This window comes from Nakamurella sp. PAMC28650, from assembly GCF_014303395.1.
GTDB lineage: Bacteria > Actinomycetota > Actinomycetes > Mycobacteriales > Nakamurellaceae > Nakamurella.
Genome location: NZ_CP060298.1, coordinates 1,624,261 through 1,644,017, shown reverse-complemented (window position 1 = coordinate 1,644,017; position 19,757 = coordinate 1,624,261). Strand labels below are relative to the sequence as shown.

At 69.2% G+C, this 19,757-nt stretch carries 16 protein-coding genes and 1 pseudogene; 8 read left to right on the top strand and 9 right to left on the bottom strand.

Annotated elements, in window-relative coordinates:
* Positions 1-33 precede the first annotated feature (33 nt).
* Together H7F38_RS07385 and H7F38_RS07380 are read right to left on the bottom strand one after the other, a co-directional pair.
* The gene (locus H7F38_RS07385) at positions 34-1,071 is read right to left on the bottom strand and encodes a MerR family transcriptional regulator (protein WP_187093511.1); all 1,038 of its coding nucleotides are present in this window, start codon (positions 1,069-1,071) and stop codon (positions 34-36) included.
* Between the two features lie 124 nt (positions 1,072-1,195).
* A complete protein-coding gene (locus tag H7F38_RS07380) occupies positions 1,196-2,056 on the bottom strand; it encodes a phospholipid scramblase-related protein (RefSeq protein ID WP_187093510.1) in 861 nt (286 codons plus the stop codon).
* Between the two features lie 69 nt (positions 2,057-2,125).
* Here H7F38_RS07380 and H7F38_RS07375 point away from each other — a divergent pair, with 69 nt between their 5' ends.
* Positions 2,126-4,069 (top strand): prolyl oligopeptidase family serine peptidase, encoded by a 1,944-nt coding sequence (locus H7F38_RS07375; protein ID WP_187093509.1) that lies wholly within the window; start codon positions 2,126-2,128, stop codon positions 4,067-4,069.
* A 148-nt stretch (positions 4,070-4,217) separates the two neighbouring features.
* On the opposite strand, the pseudogene H7F38_RS07370 reads toward H7F38_RS07375, so the two are convergent.
* The 3 genes and pseudogenes from H7F38_RS07370 to H7F38_RS07360 form a co-directional block, all read right to left on the bottom strand.
* Positions 4,218-5,972, bottom strand: a pseudogene (locus H7F38_RS07370) (AMP-binding protein).
* 81 nt (positions 5,973-6,053) lie between these two features.
* Positions 6,054-6,614 carry an NADPH-dependent FMN reductase gene (locus H7F38_RS07365; protein WP_187093508.1) on the bottom strand — a complete coding sequence of 187 codons (561 nt, stop codon included), beginning with the start codon at positions 6,612-6,614 and terminating at the stop codon, positions 6,054-6,056.
* 81 nt (positions 6,615-6,695) lie between these two features.
* Positions 6,696-7,853, bottom strand: a complete 1,158-nt coding sequence (locus H7F38_RS07360; RefSeq protein WP_187093507.1) for a hypothetical protein — start codon at positions 7,851-7,853, stop codon at positions 6,696-6,698.
* A gap of 65 nt (positions 7,854-7,918) precedes the next feature.
* Here H7F38_RS07360 and H7F38_RS07355 point away from each other — a divergent pair, with 65 nt between their 5' ends.
* The 3 genes from H7F38_RS07355 to H7F38_RS07345 are packed head-to-tail and all read left to right on the top strand — an operon-like array spanning position 7,919 to position 10,294.
* Positions 7,919-8,896: a hypothetical protein gene (locus H7F38_RS07355; RefSeq protein WP_187093506.1), complete on the top strand. Its 978-nt coding sequence runs from the start codon at positions 7,919-7,921 to the stop codon at positions 8,894-8,896.
* Between the two features lie 23 nt (positions 8,897-8,919).
* Positions 8,920-9,366, top strand: coding sequence for a universal stress protein (locus H7F38_RS07350; RefSeq protein ID WP_187093505.1), 447 nt, complete (start codon positions 8,920-8,922; stop codon positions 9,364-9,366).
* A gap of 37 nt (positions 9,367-9,403) precedes the next feature.
* Positions 9,404-10,294, top strand: a complete 891-nt coding sequence (locus H7F38_RS07345; protein WP_187093504.1) for a septum formation family protein — start codon at positions 9,404-9,406, stop codon at positions 10,292-10,294.
* 159 nt (positions 10,295-10,453) lie between these two features.
* Here H7F38_RS07345 and H7F38_RS07340 read toward each other — a convergent pair whose 3' ends face one another.
* The 4 genes from H7F38_RS07340 to H7F38_RS07325 all read right to left on the bottom strand — a co-directional run bounded on the left by H7F38_RS07340 (position 10,454) and on the right by H7F38_RS07325 (position 14,877).
* Positions 10,454-11,140 (bottom strand): DUF429 domain-containing protein, encoded by a 687-nt coding sequence (locus H7F38_RS07340; RefSeq protein ID WP_370531340.1) that lies wholly within the window; start codon positions 11,138-11,140, stop codon positions 10,454-10,456.
* A gap of 71 nt (positions 11,141-11,211) precedes the next feature.
* On the bottom strand, positions 11,212-12,300 hold the full coding sequence (locus tag H7F38_RS07335) for an aspartate-semialdehyde dehydrogenase (protein ID WP_187093503.1): 1,089 nt from the start codon (positions 12,298-12,300) through the stop codon (positions 11,212-11,214).
* Complete coding sequence (locus tag H7F38_RS07330) at positions 12,297-13,562, bottom strand: aspartate kinase (RefSeq protein WP_187093502.1); 1,266 nt, start codon at positions 13,560-13,562, stop codon at positions 12,297-12,299. The genes H7F38_RS07335 and H7F38_RS07330 overlap by 4 nt, the downstream gene beginning before the upstream one ends.
* Before the next feature lie 397 nt (positions 13,563-13,959).
* On the bottom strand, positions 13,960-14,877 hold the full coding sequence (locus H7F38_RS07325; protein ID WP_187093501.1) for a hypothetical protein: 918 nt from the start codon (positions 14,875-14,877) through the stop codon (positions 13,960-13,962).
* 104 nt (positions 14,878-14,981) lie between these two features.
* Here H7F38_RS07325 and H7F38_RS07320 point away from each other — a divergent pair, with 104 nt between their 5' ends.
* The 4 genes from H7F38_RS07320 (at position 14,982) to leuA (ending at position 19,678) form a co-directional block, all read left to right on the top strand.
* Positions 14,982-15,578 carry a nucleoside deaminase gene (locus H7F38_RS07320; RefSeq protein ID WP_187093500.1) on the top strand — a complete coding sequence of 199 codons (597 nt, stop codon included), beginning with the start codon at positions 14,982-14,984 and terminating at the stop codon, positions 15,576-15,578.
* Between the two features lie 5 nt (positions 15,579-15,583).
* Positions 15,584-16,483, top strand: a complete 900-nt coding sequence (locus H7F38_RS07315; RefSeq protein ID WP_187093499.1) for an alpha/beta fold hydrolase — start codon at positions 15,584-15,586, stop codon at positions 16,481-16,483.
* A 153-nt stretch (positions 16,484-16,636) separates the two neighbouring features.
* The gene (locus tag H7F38_RS07310) at positions 16,637-17,665 is read left to right on the top strand and encodes a hypothetical protein (RefSeq protein WP_187093498.1); all 1,029 of its coding nucleotides are present in this window, start codon (positions 16,637-16,639) and stop codon (positions 17,663-17,665) included.
* Between the two features lie 213 nt (positions 17,666-17,878).
* Positions 17,879-19,678: a 2-isopropylmalate synthase gene (gene leuA, locus H7F38_RS07305; protein WP_187093497.1), complete on the top strand. Its 1,800-nt coding sequence runs from the start codon at positions 17,879-17,881 to the stop codon at positions 19,676-19,678.
* The last annotated feature ends 79 nt before the right edge of the window (positions 19,679-19,757 follow it).

Below are 19,757 nucleotides of genomic sequence, written 5' to 3'. Positions count from 1 at the left end.
ACGGACCGGCTGGCCGTGAGATCTGTTATAGACCTATTTCTGACCGGCGGCCACTTGCACAAGTTTTTCAGCGCCGGAACCGTGTTGGAGTTTCGCCATCGCGTCCGCGAGCGAATGGGCGCGATGAATGTCGGCAGATAATGGCACGTCCTGCCACCCCGGACCTCCCACGACCACTCGAAGTCGAGGTCGCAACGGGGGCAGCTCCCGGAGGTCGGTCTTGTCGGCGGACGTTCGTCCCCTCCACACGAAGACCGCGGAGGCCCTCGTGCGGCGCGCCGCCGAGGCCAGGGCTGCCGTGGGGACACGCGCCCCGAGCAGGACGGTCGGCAGCCCGTGCTCCGCCAGAGCGGCACCGATCACGTGCAGCGGCAGCACGTGCATCTCCTCGGCCGATCCGGCCAGCAGCACCGGACCGGAGGCGCGCGGTGGCAACTGCCGGGCCCGGTGCGCACGCAGCGCGTCCATGATCGCCTCGCTCAGGACGTGCTCGACGTCGATGCCCCCGCCGGTTCGTGCCCAGGCGGCGCCCACTGCCACCAGCACCGGTCGCAGGAGATCGTCGCAGGTGGGGATCACGCCTGTGGTCCGCAGATGGTGCTCGATGATGGTGGCGACGGCCTGGGTGTCGAGCTTGCCCGCCGCCCGCGCAAGGCCTCGAACCTGCGCGGAAGCACCGGGGACAGCCAACACCCGACCCCCTGGGCCGCCGGGTGGGCCGGTGCCCTGCCGCCGTGGGCTCCGATGTCCCCGCTCGGGAGCAGCGGCCGTCCGAACCAATGCGAGTTCCGCACCGCTGCGCCACCCCCGGTCGGGGTCGCTGCGCACGATGCTCGCCGCTCGGGAGGGCGTCTCACCTGCGTTGACCAGAGCCTGCATCCGGACGAGGGTCCGGGTGTCGGATTCGGTATAGCGGCGGTGGCCGCCGACGCTACGCCCGGCCGGTACCAGGCCATACCTCCGTCCCCAACTGCGCAACGTGCCGGGGGCAACGCCGAGCACTGCGGCAACTGCACCGACCGACAGTCCAGGGACCGGAGGCTGGTCGACTGAAAGGGCGCCCTCGCTCATGCCATCAGTTTGCGCCCACAGACGGTCGGTTTACTCGCATCACTTTCCGGTCGACCCGATTGCATAGTCCGAGCCTTTAAACTCGATCAACGCAATTGCATAGTCCGACCCGATGACGGGGCCGCTAGTTCAGTCCACGCGAATCCTGCTTCAGTGCCGTGTCGACGGTCAGGGCAGCCGCCACCACCAGGGAAAGCATCGGATCCGACAGCGGCCGGTGGATCTGCACCATGTATTTGTCGGCTGACGTGAACATGGTGGTCAGCAACCCTTCCCAGGTCTTGGTCACCCTGGCGACCTCGGCGCCGGTGTGATCCTGGATGGAGAAATTCCAGGCCCGCCAGTTCTCGGCGTTCAGCGAGCCGATCTCCTGGCCGGCGGACTCCAGACCGAACCGGATCTTGCCGAACACGTTGCGCTGCACCAGACGGCCGACCTCGGAACCGTCACTGCGTTGCACGATCAAGGTTGACTTGAGGACCTTCGCCGGACGCGTGAGCATGATGAGCACCTGACCGTTCATGTCCCGCACCTCCAGCCGGTGCGTCATGAACTGGTCGAAGCTCGTCAGCACTCGCATAGCCTTCTTGGCGGCGCTCTGACCGACCTCGGTCACCATGCCGATCTGGCCGCCGTCCTGCGCGAACACGGCATACTCGGCCGTCACCTCGATGAGTTTGCGCTTCTGGCTGACGAAGATGTTCTGTTCCGTCATCGGTGAGCGATAACCGGCGGCCGCCGGGCCGCCCACCTGCATGTTCCCGCCGAACGTCTGGTCACCGTAGGTATGTCCCTGGCTCGTCGCCGCAGTGGCGGGGTAACTCCCCGACGGCTGGCCCGGCCGGCCGTACGGCTGCTGCTGGGCCGCCGGGGTGGGCTGCACCGGCTGGGTGTGCTCCGTCCAGGTGCTGCCGTCCCACCAGCGCAGGAGCGCCTGGGCGCCGGAGGGATCTGGGTACCAGCCGGCCGGCACGGATGCAGCCATGGGAAGGAGTTTGTCATCCCGAGCTCGTCGATGGCACGCGAACGCGCGAACAGCAGGCAGGATGAGGCCATGAACGCTGCCCCCGATGACCGTGGAGCCCCTCCTGCGCAGGGATCGACCGGTGTCCGCCCACCTCATCCGAGTGCGGTGGTTCCGCCACGGCTCTTCAGCGACGAGGGCGTCGAACGAACCTGGCAGCAACGCTTCTCGGCCACCCGGATCAGCCTCGCCGATCCCGCCCGAGACGTCCCGGACCGCGCCGTCTACGTCTCCAACGCCAACGGCCGGTATGAGCTGTACTGCTGGGACATAGCGGCCGGAACCCATTTGGTCTCCACCGACCGGCCGGACGGCACCTCCCACGGCACCCTTTCGGCGGACGGCAGCAGTGTGCTGTGGTTCGACGACACCGACGGGGACGAGTTCGGTCAGTGGCAGCAGCAGCCGTTCGGCAGCGACCCGGGCGCCGCCGTGCCGGCCATGCCCGGGGTGGCGCCCGGCTACCCCGCCGGCCTGGAGGTCGGACGGAACGTCGTGGTCGCCGGCTTCTCCGACGACGACGGCACTCGTATCCACCTCTCGGTCGACGGCCGGCAGCCGGCGATCGTCTACCGACACGCCGGTGACGCCGGCGTCGACGGCCTCTCCCGTGACGAGACCATCTGGCTGCTTGCGCATTCCGAACACGGCGACTCCCGATACCCGGCCCTGCGTGCGATCTCGGTGTCCGATGGCAGGGTGCTCGCCGAACTCGACGACTCTCCCGGCAAGGGTCTGTCGGCCATCACCTTCTCCCCGGTGCCCGGGGACCAGCGGGTGCTGGTCGGGCACGAACGTCACGGACGCGACGAACTGCTCATCTGGGACGTCCTCACCGGTGAGGTCACCGAGCTCGAGATCGACCTGCCCGGAGACATCTCGGGTGATTTCTACCCCGACGGACAGTCGCTGCTGGTCGTGCACACGCGTGCCGGCCGCACCACGATGCACTACTACGATCTGGCCGACGGATCGATGGTGGACCTACCCGCGGCGCCCGGCGTCATCTCCGGCGCGCTCGTCCGACCGGACGGCACCATCTGGTACCGCTGGTCGAGCTCCGAGCAGCCGGGTCAACTCCGCAGCCTCGCACCGGCGGCCACCTCCGACTCGTCCCTGTTGCTGCCGCCCGGTGGAACGGCTCCCAGTTCGCAGCCGGTCTCCGATCTGTGGGTGAAGGGACCCGGGGGTGATATCCACGCCCTGATCGCCCGACCGGCCGGCTGGGGGGCACCGGCCGAGCCCGACCGGTCCAACACCGCCCTGCCGACGGTCTTCTTCCTGCACGGCGGCCCGGCGGCGGCCGACGAGGACTCCTACGACGCGACACGAGCGGCCTGGCTGGATGCCGGCTTCGCCGTCGTGCACGTCAACTACCGAGGCTCCACCGGCTACGGGTCGGCCTGGCGCGACGCCCTGTCCGAACGGATCGGCCACGTCGAGTTGGCCGATGTCGCCGCCGTTCACGACCACCTGGTCGCGGCAGGCGTCGTCGACCCGGCCCGTTCGGTCCTCGCCGGCTACTCCTGGGGCGGGTTCCTGACGCTGCTCGGACTCGGCACCCAACCGTCGCGTTGGGCCGTGGGGATCGGCGGCGTGCCGGTGGCCGACTACCTGCAGGCCTACGAAGACGAGATGGAACCGCTCCGGGCGTACGACCGGGCGCTGTTCGGCGGCTCGCCCGACGAGGTGCGATCGGCCTACGTCGACTCCTCACCGCTGACCTACGTCGATCAGGTGGTCGCGCCGTTGCTGATCCTGGCCGGGGAGAACGACCCGCGTTGCCCGATCCGTCAGATCGACACCTACCTCGACGCTCTCGCCTCGCGGGCCGCCGACGGCAGCTATACCCCCGGGTACGCCCAGTACCGGTACGAGGCCGGCCACGGGTCGATGGTCGTGCAGGAGCGCATTCGTCAGGTGGCCTGCGAGATCTCCTTCACCCGGCAGGCTCTCGGGATGCCGAGCGCCTGACGTCCGCCTGGGTCGCGTGGCTCCCGGATTGCGCCGCGCTCATCAACGGATCGATTTCTGTCCCTTGCGTCCCAAGGTCGCGACGTTCATGAGCGCCGTCGAAGTTGATAAGCGCGAGGGTTACGCGCGGGGGTCAGAGCGGGGGGCGTCAGGGGCGGAGTTCCGGGAAGTCCTCGAGCCGGAACTCGGTGGAGGGTTCGACGGCCCCGACGGCGTGGATCAGGTCCTCCCGGCTGCGGAGTTCGACCCGGCGGATCTTGCCGGAGATGGTCTTGGGCAGGTCGGCGAACTCGAGACGGCGGATCCGCTTGTACGGGGACAGGTGATCCATCGAGTACTGGAAGATCGACGCCGCGGTCGCGCGGTCCGGTGGCGAGCCACCCGCCAGCACCACGTAGGCCTTCGGCACGGCCAGTCGGAGCGGATCCGGCGACGGTACCACCGCAGCCTCGGCGACCGATTCATGCTCCAGCAGCACCGATTCCAGCTCGAACGGCGAGATCCGGTAGTCCGAGGCCTTGAACACGTCGTCGGCGCGGCCCACGTAGGTGATGTAGCCGTCGGTGTCCACCGAGCCCACATCGCCGGTGTGGTAGTAGCCCTGGGCCATCGCCTCGGCGGTCCGGTCGGCGTCGCCGTGGTAACCGGCCATCAGCGACACGGGCCGCCTGCCCAGGTCCAGGCAGATCTCACCCTCACCGACGGCCGAGCCGTCGACGGGCGTGACGACGCCGGAGGTCACGTCGACGAGCGCGACCGCGAAACCTGGCATGGGGCGGCCCATCGAGCCCTCCTTGACGGCCTGGCCCGGTGAGTTCCCGATGGCCAGGGTGGTTTCCGTCTGGCCGAAACCGTCACGGATGGTCACACCCCAGGCCTGCCGGACCTGCTCGATCACCTCAGGGTTCAGCGGTTCACCGGCTCCGACCACCTCACGCGGAGGCGTCGCCAGAGCCGAGAGATCGGCCTGGATCAGCATCCGCCACACCGTCGGCGGCGCACAGAAGGTGGTCACGTGGTTCTCGCCCATCACCCGCATCAACTCGCCGGCGTTGAACCGCGTGTAGTTCTACAGGAACACGGTCGCGCCGGCGATCCAGGGCGCGAAGACGTTGGACCAGGCATGTTTCGCCCCGCCGGGCGAGGAGATGTTCAGATGCACGTCGCCGGGTCGGAGGCCCAACCAGAACATCGTCGTCAGGTGCCCGATCGGGTACGAGACGTGGGTGTGCTCGACCAGCTTCGGCAATGCCGTCGTCCCCGAGGTGAAGTAGAGCAGCAAGGTGTCGTCCGCCCTCGTCAGGGCGTCGGGCTCGAAAACACCCGGTGCCGATGCGCTGTCGGAGTAGGCGATCCAACCCGGTACGGCCTCGCCCACCGCGATCCGAACGAAATCACCGGAAATGGCATCGAATTTCCCGGTGTCGGCGTCCCGCGCGACGACGAAGGCCGCCTGCCCGCGCTCCACCCGGTCCCGCAGGTCATCGGTGGCCAGCAGGGTGGACGCCGGGATGAGGACGGCTCCGAGCTTGATCGCACCGAGGATCACCTCCCAGAGTTCGACCTGGTTGCCCAGCATCAGGATGATCCGGTCCCCGCGCCGCACCCCGAGTCCGCGCAGCCACGCGGCCACCTGGTCGGACCTCGCCGACATCCGGCCGTAAGTCCAGGAACCGGAGTCACCGTTCTCCTCGACGATCGACAACGCTGGACGCGACGGGTGCTCCGCAGCGATCACGTCGAACCAGTCGAGGCCGAAGTTGAAGTATTCCGGCCGGGGCCAACGGAAGTCGCGAACCGCCGTCGGGTAGTCGGTGCGGTGCTCGACCAGGAACTCCCGGGCCGCTCGGAGCAACTCGGTGGGCGAACCTGTGATTCCTGGTGAAGTGCTGCCCGACGTCATCGTCTTGAGTCCTCTCGCGGGTCCACGGCCGGCCTGGCCGTCGACGCCACTCGGACCGCCCCGGCCCCACCCGCACGGCCGTCAGTCGCGGGCCACCCGGCGCACGAAGTCGACCAACTGCCCGGCGAGCAGGTCGGTGGACGTGGCCACACCAGGATCTTCGGTGACATCGGACGCGTCGAACGTGGTCATCGCGCTGTTGATCGTCAGACCCAGCGGCGTCGGCCAACCGCGCAGCGCATGGATGACCTGACGGATGGTCGACAGCGTGCCGTTGGCGGCCTGCCAGCCCTTGGCCACCGCGATCGCCCCGACGGGCCGCCCGTCGAGATACGGGCGGGCGTCGGTCCGCAGTTCCTCGAGGTAGTCCAGCGCGTTCTTGACGAGCCCGGACACGGTCCCGTGATAGCCGGGCGAGGCGATCACGACGGCATCGGCCGTGCGTACCGCTTCGATGTAGTCCCTGGCGGTCTCGGGAAGCGCCGCGCCGTAGTGATAGGGCGCGAAGTCCAGCGCACGGCCGGTGAAGGACGCCGTCACCGCGCCTCGCTTCCTCGCGGCGGCCAGCACCGCCCGCAATGCTCGTTCCGACTGCGAATCCGGGTCGACGGACCCGCCGATGCCCACTACCTGGATGCTCACGCCACAATCCTGCCCGCCGGTCGCTGCCGGAACCGCCCCGGGTCGGGATGATCACGCCCGCCGGACCCGGATCGCGCCCCGTCAGCCGCGGAGCTTCCAACCCAGCACCGCGCCGACGGCCAGCGGCGTCGGGCTGGAGATGCTCAGCGCGTCCACGCCCGACCACGTCAACCGGCTGCCGCGCGTCAGCACACCGGGTAGCCGGCCGACGGTCCGGGCGGCTCCCCCACCGGCCGCCGCCACCTGCACCACGAGCCCGCCGGGCGTGGTGGACACCATCGCGATCTGCGAGCCGTTCGGTGAATAGCCGGCCAGCGCGAAGTTCCCGACGAGCCCGGCGATGTCGGTCAGGGTTCGGGCCGCCAGCTCGAGACGCCGAGGCGGTCCGGCGTCGCCGTAGGTGGCCGAGCCGACGATCGCCTGCGATCCGTCCGGGGAGACCGCCAGCGGCACCAACTGCGTTCCGTCCGCCCCGAGAGGGCCCGTCTCCCTGCGCATCCCGCTGTCGAGGTTGATCTCCACCAGGTTCGGCGGGATCTGGTCTCCCCTGGTCACCGTGAAGATCACGCTCGGGCCACCACCGGCGATGTTGCCCGTCTGGAACTCGTAGGGACCGGTGGCAGGCGACACCACCCTGGGGACCAGCGATCCCGGATCGACGTCGACCAGTCGGGTCGTCGCGCCGATGGCGTTGGTGGCGTTGGCGACGAGCAGCAGATGTCCCGTTCCGCCATTCCAGAACATCGAGACGTAGGAGGATCGGGGCGACGTGACCGGCGCACTCCCGGTCGGCGCAGCCGCATCCGGGGAAGGGACCTGACGGGCGTCGCCGGTGCGAGCGTCCACCAGCCAGACATGACCGTCTCCCTGGGCCGTCACGTCCTGACCGAGGGCAATCGTCCCGCCGTCGGGCGAGAAGACCGCGCTGACCGGTAGTTTCCCGCGGAGCTCGACCTTGGCACAGAACGGCGCCGGACCGGAGCGCACGGCCGCGATGCAGATACCGTGCACCGGGTCGGCCACCGCGACGGCGTCGCCGCCGGGGGCCAGCGCCAGCACGCCGGCGACGGACGCGACGATCGGCCCGGCCGAGAGGCTTTCCAGGGGAACACTCCGATACGGTGCGATCACGGCCGTCCCGCCGACGGTGCAGCCGGCCGCCAGCGCGATCGCCACCAGCGCGACGGGCCATCCGCCCCGCCTCGAACGGGCCGCGATGCCAGGCCTGATATCTCCCATGATGGGTTCAATGTACGAGTCGCCGCGTCCGGGGCCGTGCGCGGCGACGCCGTACCCTCGTGTCCATGGACCGCAGGGCGGGCGGAGTGGTGATGCTGGTGCTGGTGCTGGTGCTGCTGGCCGCCGTCATCGTTCCGCGCATCGCCACGAAGCTGATATCCGGGCACCCGACGGCCACTCCGGTGCCGGGCCCACCGGCCGTCGGTTCGTGCACCACCAGCGTTCCGCCAGTCTCCATCTTCGACGATTCGGGCAGCAAGTACGTGGTGCTCCCGCCGATGCAGTACGGCAGTTGCTCGGCGCGCCACTACGGCGAGATCACCGCGGTGCTACCGAACCTCCCACCGCAGAAGAATCCGTTGTCGAACGGTCCCGGCGTAATCGAGCCGGACACCCGAGGCGCCGGCTGGGAGCTACTGAACCATTGCCCGCAGCAAGCCCTGGTCTACGTCGGTCTGGCCGACCCGTCTCCCGGAAATGCGACCGACCCGGCCGCCTGGACTCCGACGCTGAATGCGAGCTTCGCCTTCGCCGGACCAGATGCGCGACAGAAGGCGGCCGGCCAGACCTGGGGGGCCTGCGTCCTCGTGGCCAACCCGGGTGTCGACAACAACGCCGCGGTCGGATTCGCCGCTCCGCTCCGGAACGCAGGGGCCTCCGGCCGGCTCCCGGACCTGTTCGGCAGCTGCTCCGCCAGCCTGTCGGTGACCTCGGCCCCCGAGCCCTGCGACGACTGGCACACGTACCAGATCCTGGGCCAGGCCAACCTGACCACGGACCGGTCGAGTCCCGCCGCCCAGCTGCAGGCCTGCCGCACGCTCGCGCTCCGCACCACCAGGATGCCCGATCCCACCGCAGGTGGGCGGCTCCAGCTGGAAGTGTTCCTCGACTGGTTGAGCGCCGACGGGGCAGAGGTCCCCGCCGCCCGACCGTCGGCCGAGGGCGACACCGCGTACGGAACCTGTGGCGTCCATGCCAGTGGCAGTGCGAAGCTGCACGGATCGCTGCTCGGCCTGGGCAACGGCCCGGTTCCGCTGGGCTGACCGGCAAAGGGGACAGTGGGCTTATGGAATCGGTATTCGAGCGGGGCACCGACGGGCCGAAGGTCATCGTGGCTGCGGTCGACGGTTCGATCACGTCGTTGCGGGCGGCGTCCTACGCGGCGGGACTGGCCCGTCGCCAGGGGGCCGAACTGGTGGTGGTCTACGTGGCCGGCGGATCGGCGATGGCCAACTTCATCCCCGCGGCCGGGGCCGCGGTCGACGAGGCCCAGCACGACGTCGCCACCGAGTTGCGTGCCCAGGTCGAGACGGGGGCCGCCCAGGCGGGCATCCGCGCTCGATTCATCGAACGCAAGGGCGATCCGTTCAACGAGATCTCCAAGGTCTGCACCAAGGTCGTCGCCGACGCCGTGATCGTCGGGGCTTCCACGTCGCAGGGGCACCGCCTCGTGGGATCCATCGGGATCCGACTGGTCAGGGCCGGGCTCTGGCCCGTCACCGTCGTTCCGTAGCCGCGCTCACCGCTTCCTGCTCGGCTACGGTGACCGGGTGGATCGCCGCGCGACGGGTGTGCTGATACTGGCCCTGGTGCTGTTCACTGCCGCGGTGGTACCGAGTCTGCAGCCGAAGGCCGTGGCCGGGCGCGCGTCCATGGGTGCGGTGCCGCTACCCCCGCACATCGGCCAGTGCCTGCTGCAGAATCCGCCGGACCCGGCGGTACTCGTGTCGGCCCAGCAGTCCTACCGGCTGGGCAGCTGCGCCGGGACCCACTACGGCGAGGTCGCCCGGATCAGCCAGTCACCCACCGCTTCCCCGGACTCCACCGCCCCGGCCGCGGTCGATCCGTGCGTTGATCTGTCCGGCTACCTGGGTTGGAAACCTCCCGTCACCTCGGCGACAGATGTTCGCTGGCAACCCATCTCCCTGTCGGTCGTCAAGATGGTGCCGGTCGCTCTGCAGGCTGCCTTCGGACAGCACTGGGTGGCGTGCGTCGTCACCCCACAGATCACCGGAACCAGCTACTCCGGATCCATCCGGAACGCGATGAGCACCGGGCTGCTACCGACAGCCTTTGCCAGCTGCCATGTCTCGATCGAGGTCGACCAGGCCGGTGTGATCGACTGCCGAGAGCCGCACCGCTACGAGATGTTCGCCTACGCGATGCTGTCCAACGGATTCCGCGACCAGCGGACGTTGGACCGGGACTGCCGGAAGATCGTGCGGGCCGCGACCGGGCGCGCCGATCCGTCTGCGGCCGGTGCACTGTCGATCTCGTCGACACCGTTCCATCTGGACTCGGCCGGCAACGCTGGACCCGGCTATCCCGACGCCTTGACGAACCCGGATGCCGAGGGGGTCTGCGCCGTCCGCGTCCTCGGCTCCCGGTTGTTGGCCGGTTCTCTGTTCGGCATCGCCGAGAAGGCGCTGCCCTGGGCCTGAGGTGCCGCACGGCTTTCGGCGCATACAAAACCGACCGTTGCGCACGGAATCGCCCGATGTGGGGGCAGATCGGAGAGCGCCGGGAAGTCCTGTATGCGCGGAAGGGTGCGCGGAAGGGTGCGCCGCCGGGGGAAGCGCCCGGGGAGAAGCGCCGGGAGGTCATGCCCACGGGTCGATCAGGAAGTCCTCGTCCGGCAGACGGATCCACCCCTCCTCGTCGGCCACGACGACGTCCGCTTCCGGTGGCGCCGACGTCCGGCCCACCAGTACGGCGCCGGCCACCAGAGCGGCGACGACGGCGTCGAATGCGTCGTCGGACCAGCGGCACAGGGCCAGTCCCGCGGACAGGTCGAGCCAGGGGGCCGCCGCGAGCAACTGCGAGATCAACGCCGAGCGCAGCACCGGGTCCGCCTTGTAGCCGCGCGAGGTCAAGCCCCACAGGGACAGCGAGGCCGCCGGGTAGACCTCCGCCACCGCCGAATCGATACCGCTGCGCCGCAGTACTTTTCCAGTCTCCGCCAGCGCTGCGAGCAGGCCGGCTGCCCGCATCGCCGGGTAGCCGATCAGGTCCGCCGAGACGCTGAGCGGCCAGCGACCGGTGCGGGTGTGCACATCGAAGTCGGTGCGGCGGAACGCCAACGAGCGCCTGGTCTCGATGCTGTCGCCGACGCCGGGATCCACCACACCACTGCGCTGCGCCAGCAACAGGTCGGTGAACGGGGCGGGCCAGCCCAGCGGGCAGTCGATCCCGACCACCTCGGCGCCTTCGCTGCGCGAGAGGATGTCGCGGTTGCCGGTGTGCACCTGGACGTGTTCGAGCACCACCGATCCCGGACGCCAGTGCAGGACCGCCAGGCCGGTCTTCTTGTCCTGGGCCGCCAGATCGACCCCGACCGTCCGAAATTCCCGTGGTGCGGTCAGCGAGCAGCCCTGGCCGCGGCGACGACCTCGGCGATCTGCACGGCGTTGAGGGCCGCGCCCTTGCGCAGGTTGTCATTGCTGACGAACAATGCCAGTCCACGACCGTCGGGAACACCGGGATCGCTGCGCAACCGACCGACGAACGACGGGTCGGAGCCGGCGGCCTGCAACGGGTTGGGTACGTCCGTCAGCTCGACACCGGGGGCACCGGACAGCAGCTCGGTGGCCCGCGCCACCGATAGCGGCCGGGCGAACTCGGCATTGATCGACAGCGAGTGTCCGGTGAAAACCGGCACTCTGACGCACGTTCCGGACACCAACAGGTCAGGGACGGCCAGGATCTTGCGGGACTCGTTGCGGAGCTTCTGCTCCTCGTCGGTCTCGAAGCTGCCGTCGTCGACCAGGTTGCCCGCCAACGCAATGACGTTGAAGGCGATCGGCCGGACGTACTTCTTCGGGGCCGGGAACTCGACGGCGTCGCCGTGGTGGGTCAGGCCGGCCGCGCCGGCGATCACCGCCTTGACCTGCCCGTCCAATTCGGCCACACCGTCGAGCCCGCTCCCCGAGACCGCCTGGTAGGTGCTGACGATCAACCGGACCAGACCGGCCTCGTCGTGCAGCGGCTTGAGCACCGGCATCGCCGCCATCGTGGTGCAGTTCGGGTTGGCGATGATCGCGCCCGTCACCGATCCGTCCGGACCGGCCAGCACCGCGAGCGCCGCCTCCGGGTTCACCTCGGCCACCACCAGGGGCACCGACGGGTCCATCCGCCAGGCCGAGGAGTTGTCGATGACCACGACGCCGGCGGCGGCGAACTTCGGCGCCAGAGCCTTCGAGGTGGCTCCGCCGGCCGAGAACAGCGCGATGTCCAGGCCGCCGGGGTCCGCGGTCGAGGCATCTTCCACCACCACGTCGACCCCCTTCCACGGGAGCGTGGTGCCGGCCGAACGCGCCGAGGCGAGGAAACGGATCGAGGCCACCGGGAAGTCCCGTTCCTCCAGGATCCGGCGCATCACGCCGCCGACCTGACCGGTGGCACCGACCACGGCGACGTCCAGACCGCGCGGCCCACCCAGAGCACTCATCGCCCTGTCCCCCCGTACACGATCGCCGGGTCGTCCCCGCCGAGTTCGAACGCGTCATGGATGGCCTTGACCGCCGCGTCCAGGTCCACGTCGCGGACCAGCACCGAGATGCGGATCTCCGAGGTGGAGATGATGTCGATGTTCACGTCGGCGGCCGCCAGTGCCTCGCAGAACGTCGCCGTCACGCCGGGGTGCGATCTCATGCCGGCCCCGATCAGCGACACCTTGCCGACGTGGTCGTTGTAGACGATCGCGTCGAACCCGATCTCGTCCTTGCGATTCTCCAGAGCAGCAACGGCTCTCGGGCCGTCTGCCTTCGGAAGCGTGAAGGTGATGTCGGTCTTGCCCTCGGCGGCACGAGAGATGTTCTGCACCACCATGTCGATGTCGATCTCGGCGTCGGCGATCGTGCGGAAGATACGGGCGGCCACGCCGGGATGGTCGGGTACCGCCGCGACGGTGACCTTCGCCTCGCCCCGCTCGTGGGCGACCCCGGTGATCAATGCCTGTTCCACTGTCAGATCCTCCATGCTGCCGGTGACGATGGTGCCTGCCTTGTCCGAGTAGGACGACCGGACGTGCACCGGAACGTGGTACCGGCGGGCGTACTCGACGCACCGCAGCATCAGCACCTTCGCTCCGGCAGCCGCCATCTCGAGCATTTCCTCGTAGGTGATGGTGTCGAGCTTCGATGCGTTCGGCACGATCCGCGGGTCCGCGGTGAACACCCCGTCGACGTCGGTGTAGATCTCGCAGACGTCGGCGTGCAGCGCCGCGGCCAATGCCACCGCCGTGGTGTCCGAACCACCGCGTCCGAGCGTGGTGATGTCCTTCGTGTCCTGCGACACGCCCTGGAAGCCGGCCACCAGCGCAATCGCGCCGTCGTCCAGCGCGGCCCGGATCCGACCGGGGGTGACGTCGATGATCCGGGCCCGGCCATGCGTCGAGTCGGTGATGACGCCGGCCTGCGAACCGGTGAACGATCGGGCCTGGGCGCCGAGGGAGTGGATGGCCATCGCGACCAGCGCGTTGGAGATGCGCTCGCCGGAGGTCAACAGCATGTCGAGTTCGCGGCCGGGCGGGACCGGCGAGACCTGGAGGGCGAGATCCATCAAATCGTCCGTCGTGTCGCCCATGGCAGACACCACGACGACCACTTCGTTGCCGGCCTTCCGCGTCGCGACGATCCGTTCGGCCACCCGCTTGATGCGCTCTGCGGTGGCCACCGACGAACCGCCGTACTTCTGGACGACCAGACTCACTGTCCTGCCCACACCCTTCTGATTGTCCGGCGTACCCGCCGCAGCGGTGCCCCTGTGCGCGGAGCAGACAGGGCACTTTCTTCTCTCCACCGACCGAGGACCGCCCGGAGAAAGGCCGTGTTCAGATTACCTGTCAGGGTCTTGCGGATTTGCCAGCAGGAACATGACGGAAGATCCTCAGCCGCCCGGGGCCACGGCCGGAGAGCCTGTGCCCGAGGCGTCTTTCCAGGACAAGATCCACCTTTCCGAGGTTGATCAGGGGGCAAGCTCGCTGGTCTGGTGAGCATGACGGGCCGGGGGCGGGTCAACGGGGAACAAATTGGCGTCCGGGGGGGCCGGCCGGCCGGCGGACCACGGCCGGCGGATCACGGCCGAGGGCCGCGGCTGCACGGCTGGGTCAGGCCAGCGGAAGAGCCCTGGCGCCCAGCCCGATCAGCGAGCCGTTCAGCTTCCTCGAGCCGACGACGGCGACCGCACACTGCACGTAGGGAGCACCGGACCTTGCACTGACCACCTTGATCGACAGCGCGCCGCCCCTGGTCGGATCGGTCACCCTCATCACCGTGGCGGCCAGCTGCCGGCAGCCTGCGACCACCTGGTCCGGGTCGGCGGCCGAGACGATCGAGGTCCCGGAGTCAGAGGCCGACGCGACCAGTCCGTAGCCGAGTTGCTGCGTCGTGTGCGGTGACGTGCAGGCGGTCGGTGTCCCCCGTTGCACCACTGCGGTCGCCCAGCAGAGCCCGAACACGGACGGCAGGGTGTCCGCGGTCCAACTGGACTTCAGGCTGGTGGTGGCCGGGTAGGTCTGGTTCACCGCGGACAGGACGCAGGCCGTCCAGGTGCGGCCGGCCGCCCGGTCATGAGCATCCGGTCCGACCGAGACCGCGCTCACGTAGATGCTCTTGCTCCACTGGACGCCCCGGATCTCGGTGGTGGCCAGGGTGCCGAGGTAGCCCTCGACCTTGCTGCGGCAGCTCGGGTTCGCCGCGTCGTACTCGCCCAGGGTGCTCACCGTCGAGGTCGAAGTGGGCGTCACCGAGATGATCTCGCCGATCACCGCGCCGCGGCACGGCACGACGGTCGCCACCGGCAACGCACGGGCCGACCCCGCTCCGTCGGCGTTCGGGCTGTTGGACGGACCGGGCGCGGAGGTCGTCGGGGCGATTGCTCCGATGCACGAACCGACCGCCGGTGGGGCGGAGATGACTTCGGCCAGCGCCGCGCCCCGCACCTGCTTGCCCGCGATGTTCGGCACGACCAGGGCGGCGACGAGCGCAACGACCAGCAGCAGCAGTCCAGCAACCCGGCGATCCACCCGACCGAGGTTAACCCGGCATGCTGTGAACCGATCCGGACAGCGGCGGCATTCGGCCTCTCGCTAGGCTCCAGGAAAATCCTGCTCGCTCCGGAGTCGCCTTCATGATCAACACCGATGCGCTCGCCACCGGCTTCTCGGCCGTCCTTCCGGACTGGGTGCTCCCGCTCGTGCGGGGTTACGACGCGCCGATCTCGACCGCGGAGGAGCGGATGGCGCTCGTTCATGCGCTGGCCGACCGCAACCACGTAGCGGGCAACGGCGGCCCGTTCGCCGCGGTGGTGGCCGACCCGGTGACCGGCGAGATCATCTCGGTGGGCGTGAATGTGGTGCTCTCCAGCGGACTGTCCAGCGCGCATGCCGAGGTCACAGCCATCTCGCTGGCCCAGACGTCGCTCCGTTCCTGGGACCTCGCCACCGTCCGGCCGGGTCTGGAGCTCGTCGTCAACTGGCGTCCCTGTGCGATGTGTCTCGGGGCGGTGCTCTGGTCCGGTGTGCAGCGCCTGGTGGTGGCCGGCGACGGTCCGGAACTGGAGCGGCTGACCGGTTTCGACGAAGGTCCGGTGGTCCGGGACTGGGCCGAGCAACTCCGACTGCGAGGCATCGAGGTCGAGCAGGACGTGTTGCGGGACGGCGCCATCGCGACCTACACCTCCTACGGACAGAGCCGGGCGCTGGTCTACAACGCCCGTCGGGCGTGATGGCGATGGACACCGGCGCAGCCCAGGAGCAGCCCGTCCAGGAACAACCCGTCCAAGAGCAGCCCGTCCAGGAACACATCGTCGATTCCGGCGGTGTCGCCATCAACGTCGCGGTGGCCGGCGCCGGCCGACCGGTGTTGCTGCTGCACGGATTTCCGGATTCCTGGCACCTCTGGGAGAAGCAGATCCAGGCCCTGGCCGCCAACGGATACCGGGTGATCGCACCGGATCTGCGTGGCCACGGTTCGTCCGACCGACCGGAAGCCGTTGCGGCGTACCGGATGCCACTGCTGATCGGCGACGTCCTGGCGGTTCTCGCCCACTTCGGCATCGGACGGACCTCCGTCGTCGGCCACGACTGGGGCGCCGCCCTGGCCTGGAGCTTCACCTTCCGTCATCCGGAGATGGTGGAACGGCTGACGGTGCTGTCGGTGGGCCATCCCGGGGCGAGCATCGCCGCGGGTCTCACGCAGCGGCAACTCTCGTGGTACATGCTCTGGTTCCTGCACGTCGGCGTGGCCGAGGCGGTCCTGCCGGCAGATGACTGGGCGGCCTTCCGCCAATGGGCCTGGAACGGTGCCGCGCGAGGCGACGACCCCGAACTGGATCGGCAGATCGCCGATCTGTCCCGGCCGGGCGCACTGGTGGCCACGCTCAATCTGTACCGGGCCAACATCCGTCCCGAGACCTACTTCCTGCCGACGGCGCCGGTACTTCCCCGGGTGTCGTGCCCGGTGCTCGGCATCTGGTCCACCGGCGACCTGTTCCTCTCCCGGGAGCAGATGTCCGGCTCGGGCGGCTGGGTCGACGGACCCTGGCGATTCGCGGAAGTGTCTGGTGCGCACTGGATCCCGGCCCAGGCGCCGGCAGAACTGACGGCCCTCCTGCTGGACTTCCTGGCCTGACCTCCCGCCCCTGTCGCGCTGATCAACTTCGACGGCGCTCATCAACATGGCCCATTTGGGATGCGTGGGACGCAAGTCGACGACTTCATGAGCGCGAGGGTGGACGATGCGCGAGAATCACCAGCACGCTCGTCCCGAAGGATCGATGGGGAGATGGTGCTCATGCGCTCGGACCGACTCCCGCGCAGACGCCCGGGCCCGTGCGGATCCGGCTGGGCTGCGGCCGTTCTCCTGATCACGCTCGCAGCGACCGGGTGCGCCTCGGTCACCCCCGCGGCCTCCGGATATCAGGCGAAGGATCAGCAGCAGAGCGGAACCTGTGACGGGTTACCTGCTCCCGCGCCGGGGAGCCTGGGACTTCTGGACAGATCGGCCGACGTCGTGGGTGCCGTCATGTGCGCCTCAGAGCGGAGATATGTCCAGGGACAGGGGATCTGGAACTTCGTCGATCTGCTGCCGCTGCCTGCCGACCGGATCCCGGACCTGGTGTCGGGTCTCACCCAGGAGGACACTGCGGGCGATCCGAACGGAGCCTGCACCGCGATGTCGACCCTGGTTCCCGACTTTGTGCTGACCCTGGCCGACGGGTCGCGGATCCGGCCAGGAGTGCCGGGCGACGGATGCCATCCGAAGACGAACTCGCTCGCCGCGTTCGACGTCAAGCCGCCGATCGCACCCTCGAAATCGACGCGCACCCAACAGGTCTCCACCGAACTGGAGGTGACGACCGGGTGCGGCACGGGGGCCAAGAGTCCAGCGATCTGGATGGGCGGCGCGAATTCCCGGTCCTCGGGCTTTCCCGCGCTGCCGAAGTCCGCGGCGGTCAGCATCTGCCGCTACCACGGCACCGGTGATCAGCAGGGTGTGCTCGTGACGGCCGGCATCGACGCGTCGGACGCCGTCGAACCACTCCTGTCCGCCGTGGCGAAGGTGTCGGCGACCCCGCCGACGGGTTGCGCGCCGACCAACGATCCGATGCAGAGCCCCACCGTCGACTGGTTGCTGATCCAGCCGGCCCCGGCTCCTCCCTACACCGGCGACAGCCAGACCGCCACACCGCTGGCTCTCGTGGAACTCGGGGTTTGCCACCGGCTCGTCAGTCCCCAGCACGGCTTGGCGGGTTACTCGATTGCGACTGCAGCAGATCGGCTGGCAGTCCTGGCCAACCGCCCCGACAAGTGAGGGCCGCTGCGCGGTCCCCATCGTCCGGGGGTATCGTCCTTGCCGTGGCGTGCATCGCAGCGGCCGGCGTTCGCGCCGTGAGCCTGCTCCTTAGCGGCCGCGACGGAGCCTGATCCCAGACTGGCTCCTCCGTCGCGGGATTTCGTGCTGCTGGTCGAACCCCTCCCCCCGGACCGCTGAAGTCGTGTCCGGGACCCCTGAAAAGGATCCGTCATGAGCACACCCCCCGTTTCCCGGCTGAGCACGCCCGCCAGCGAGGTCCCCACCGACCAGCACGCCTACAACCGCCAGCGCGGCAGTCAGATGCCGTTCGCCAGGTACACCCCGTTCGCTCCCATCGACCTGCCGGACCGCACCTGGCCCGCCACGGTGATCCAGCGGGCACCGCTGTGGTGCGCGGTGGATCTGCGCGACGGCAACCAGGCCCTGATCGATCCGATGACGCCGGCCCGCAAGCGCCGGATGTTCGACCTGCTGGTGGCCATGGGCTACAAGGAGATCGAGGTGGGGTTCCCGGCCGCCTCGCAGACCGACTTCGACTTCGTCCGCGAGATCATCGAGCAGGACGCCATTCCCGAGGACGTCCGGATCCAGGTGCTGACGCAGGCCCGCCCCGAGCTCATCGCCCGTACCTACCAGGCCGTCGAGGGTGCCCACTCGGCGATCGTCCATCTGTACAACTCGACCTCGACCCTGCAGCGCCGGGTGGTGTTCGGCCAGGATCGGGCCGGCATCACCCGGATCGCCACCGACGGCGCCGAGGAGGTCGCCCGGTGGGCGGAGAAGTACCCGGACACCAACTGGCGCTTCGAGTACTCCCCGGAGTCCTACACCGGCACCGAACTGGAGTACGCGGTCGAGGTCTGCAACTCGGTGTCGGCCATCTGGCAGCCGACGCCGGACCGCCCGATGATCGTCAACCTGCCGGCCACCGTCGAGATGGCCACCCCCAACGTCTATGCCGACTCGATCGAGTGGATGCACCGCAACCTGGCCCGCCGGGACTCGCTGGTGCTGAGTCTGCACCCGCACAACGACCGCGGGACCGCGGTGGCCGCCGCCGAACTGGGCTACATGGCCGGCGCCGACCGCATCGAGGGTTGCCTGTTCGGCAACGGGGAGCGCACCGGCAATGTCTGCCTGGTCACCCTTGGCCTGAACATCTTCAGCCAGGGGGTGGATCCGCAGATCGACTTCTCCGACATCGACGAGATCCGCCGCACCGTCGAGTACTGCAACCAGCTGGTCGTTCCCGAGCGGCACCCCTACGGCGGCGACCTGGTCTACACCGCGTTCTCCGGATCCCACCAGGACGCGATCAAGAAGGGTTTCGACCACCTGAACCGCGACGCGATGGCGGCCGGTGTGCCGGTGGAGAAGGCGACCTGGCAGGTCCCATACCTGCCGATCGACCCGAAGGACGTCGGCCGCTCGTACGAGGCCGTCATCCGGGTCAACTCCCAGTCCGGCAAGGGCGGGGTCGCCTACATCATGAAGACCGAGCACGGCCTGGATCTGCCTCGTCGTCTGCAGATCGAGTTCTCCCGAGTGGTCCAGTCGCACACCGAGTCCGAGGGCGGCGAGGTCAATGCCCGGGCGATGTGGAAGTACTTCGCCGACGAGTACCTGGAGCGCACGACGCCCGTCGAGTTCATCCGCGCCCGGATCGAGACACCGGAGGACGCACCCGACGACGTCGACACGCTGGCCGCCAGGGTCGTCATCGACGGGGACGAGCAGGTGCTGCGCGCGCAGGGCAACGGCCCGGTCGCCGCGTTCTGCAACATCCTGAGCGACGCCGGCCACGACGTCCGGGTCCTGGACTACGTGGAGCACGCCCTCTCGGCCGGCGGCGACGCCCGGGCGGCCGCCTACCTCGAGTGCGCGATCGACGGCAAGGTCATGTGGGGCGTCGGGATCGACTCGTCCATCACCCGCGCCTCGCTCAAGGCGATCGTCTCGGCCGTCAACCGCTCCGCCGCCGCCCAGGCCGAGGACGACGACCAGCGCTGACCCCGGCGTGGATCAACTTCGCAGGCATGGACGAAAGTGACGACTTCTGTCCCTCCAGTCCCAAATCCACCAAGTTGAT

Bases quoted from the DNA above. Each gene is read 5' to 3' on its own strand.
- H7F38_RS07375 (WP_187093509.1), top strand. From the start codon at position 2,126: ATGAACGCTGCCCCCGATGACCGTGGAGCCCCTCCTGCGCAGGGATCG.
- H7F38_RS07360 (WP_187093507.1), bottom strand. From the start codon at position 7,853: ATGGGAGATATCAGGCCTGGCATCGCGGCCCGTTCGAGGCGGGGCGGA.
- H7F38_RS07310 (WP_187093498.1), top strand. From the start codon at position 16,637: ATGGTGCTCATGCGCTCGGACCGACTCCCGCGCAGACGCCCGGGCCCG.
- H7F38_RS07355 (WP_187093506.1), top strand. From the start codon at position 7,919: ATGGACCGCAGGGCGGGCGGAGTGGTGATGCTGGTGCTGGTGCTGGTG.
- H7F38_RS07385 (WP_187093511.1), bottom strand. From the start codon at position 1,071: ATGAGCGAGGGCGCCCTTTCAGTCGACCAGCCTCCGGTCCCTGGACTG.
- H7F38_RS07315 (WP_187093499.1), top strand. From the start codon at position 15,584: ATGGACACCGGCGCAGCCCAGGAGCAGCCCGTCCAGGAACAACCCGTC.
- H7F38_RS07335 (WP_187093503.1), bottom strand. From the start codon at position 12,300: ATGAGTGCTCTGGGTGGGCCGCGCGGTCTGGACGTCGCCGTGGTCGGT.
- H7F38_RS07380 (WP_187093510.1), bottom strand. From the start codon at position 2,056: ATGGCTGCATCCGTGCCGGCCGGCTGGTACCCAGATCCCTCCGGCGCC.
- H7F38_RS07320 (WP_187093500.1), top strand. From the start codon at position 14,982: ATGATCAACACCGATGCGCTCGCCACCGGCTTCTCGGCCGTCCTTCCG.
- H7F38_RS07350 (WP_187093505.1), top strand. From the start codon at position 8,920: ATGGAATCGGTATTCGAGCGGGGCACCGACGGGCCGAAGGTCATCGTG.
- leuA (WP_187093497.1), top strand. From the start codon at position 17,879: ATGAGCACACCCCCCGTTTCCCGGCTGAGCACGCCCGCCAGCGAGGTC.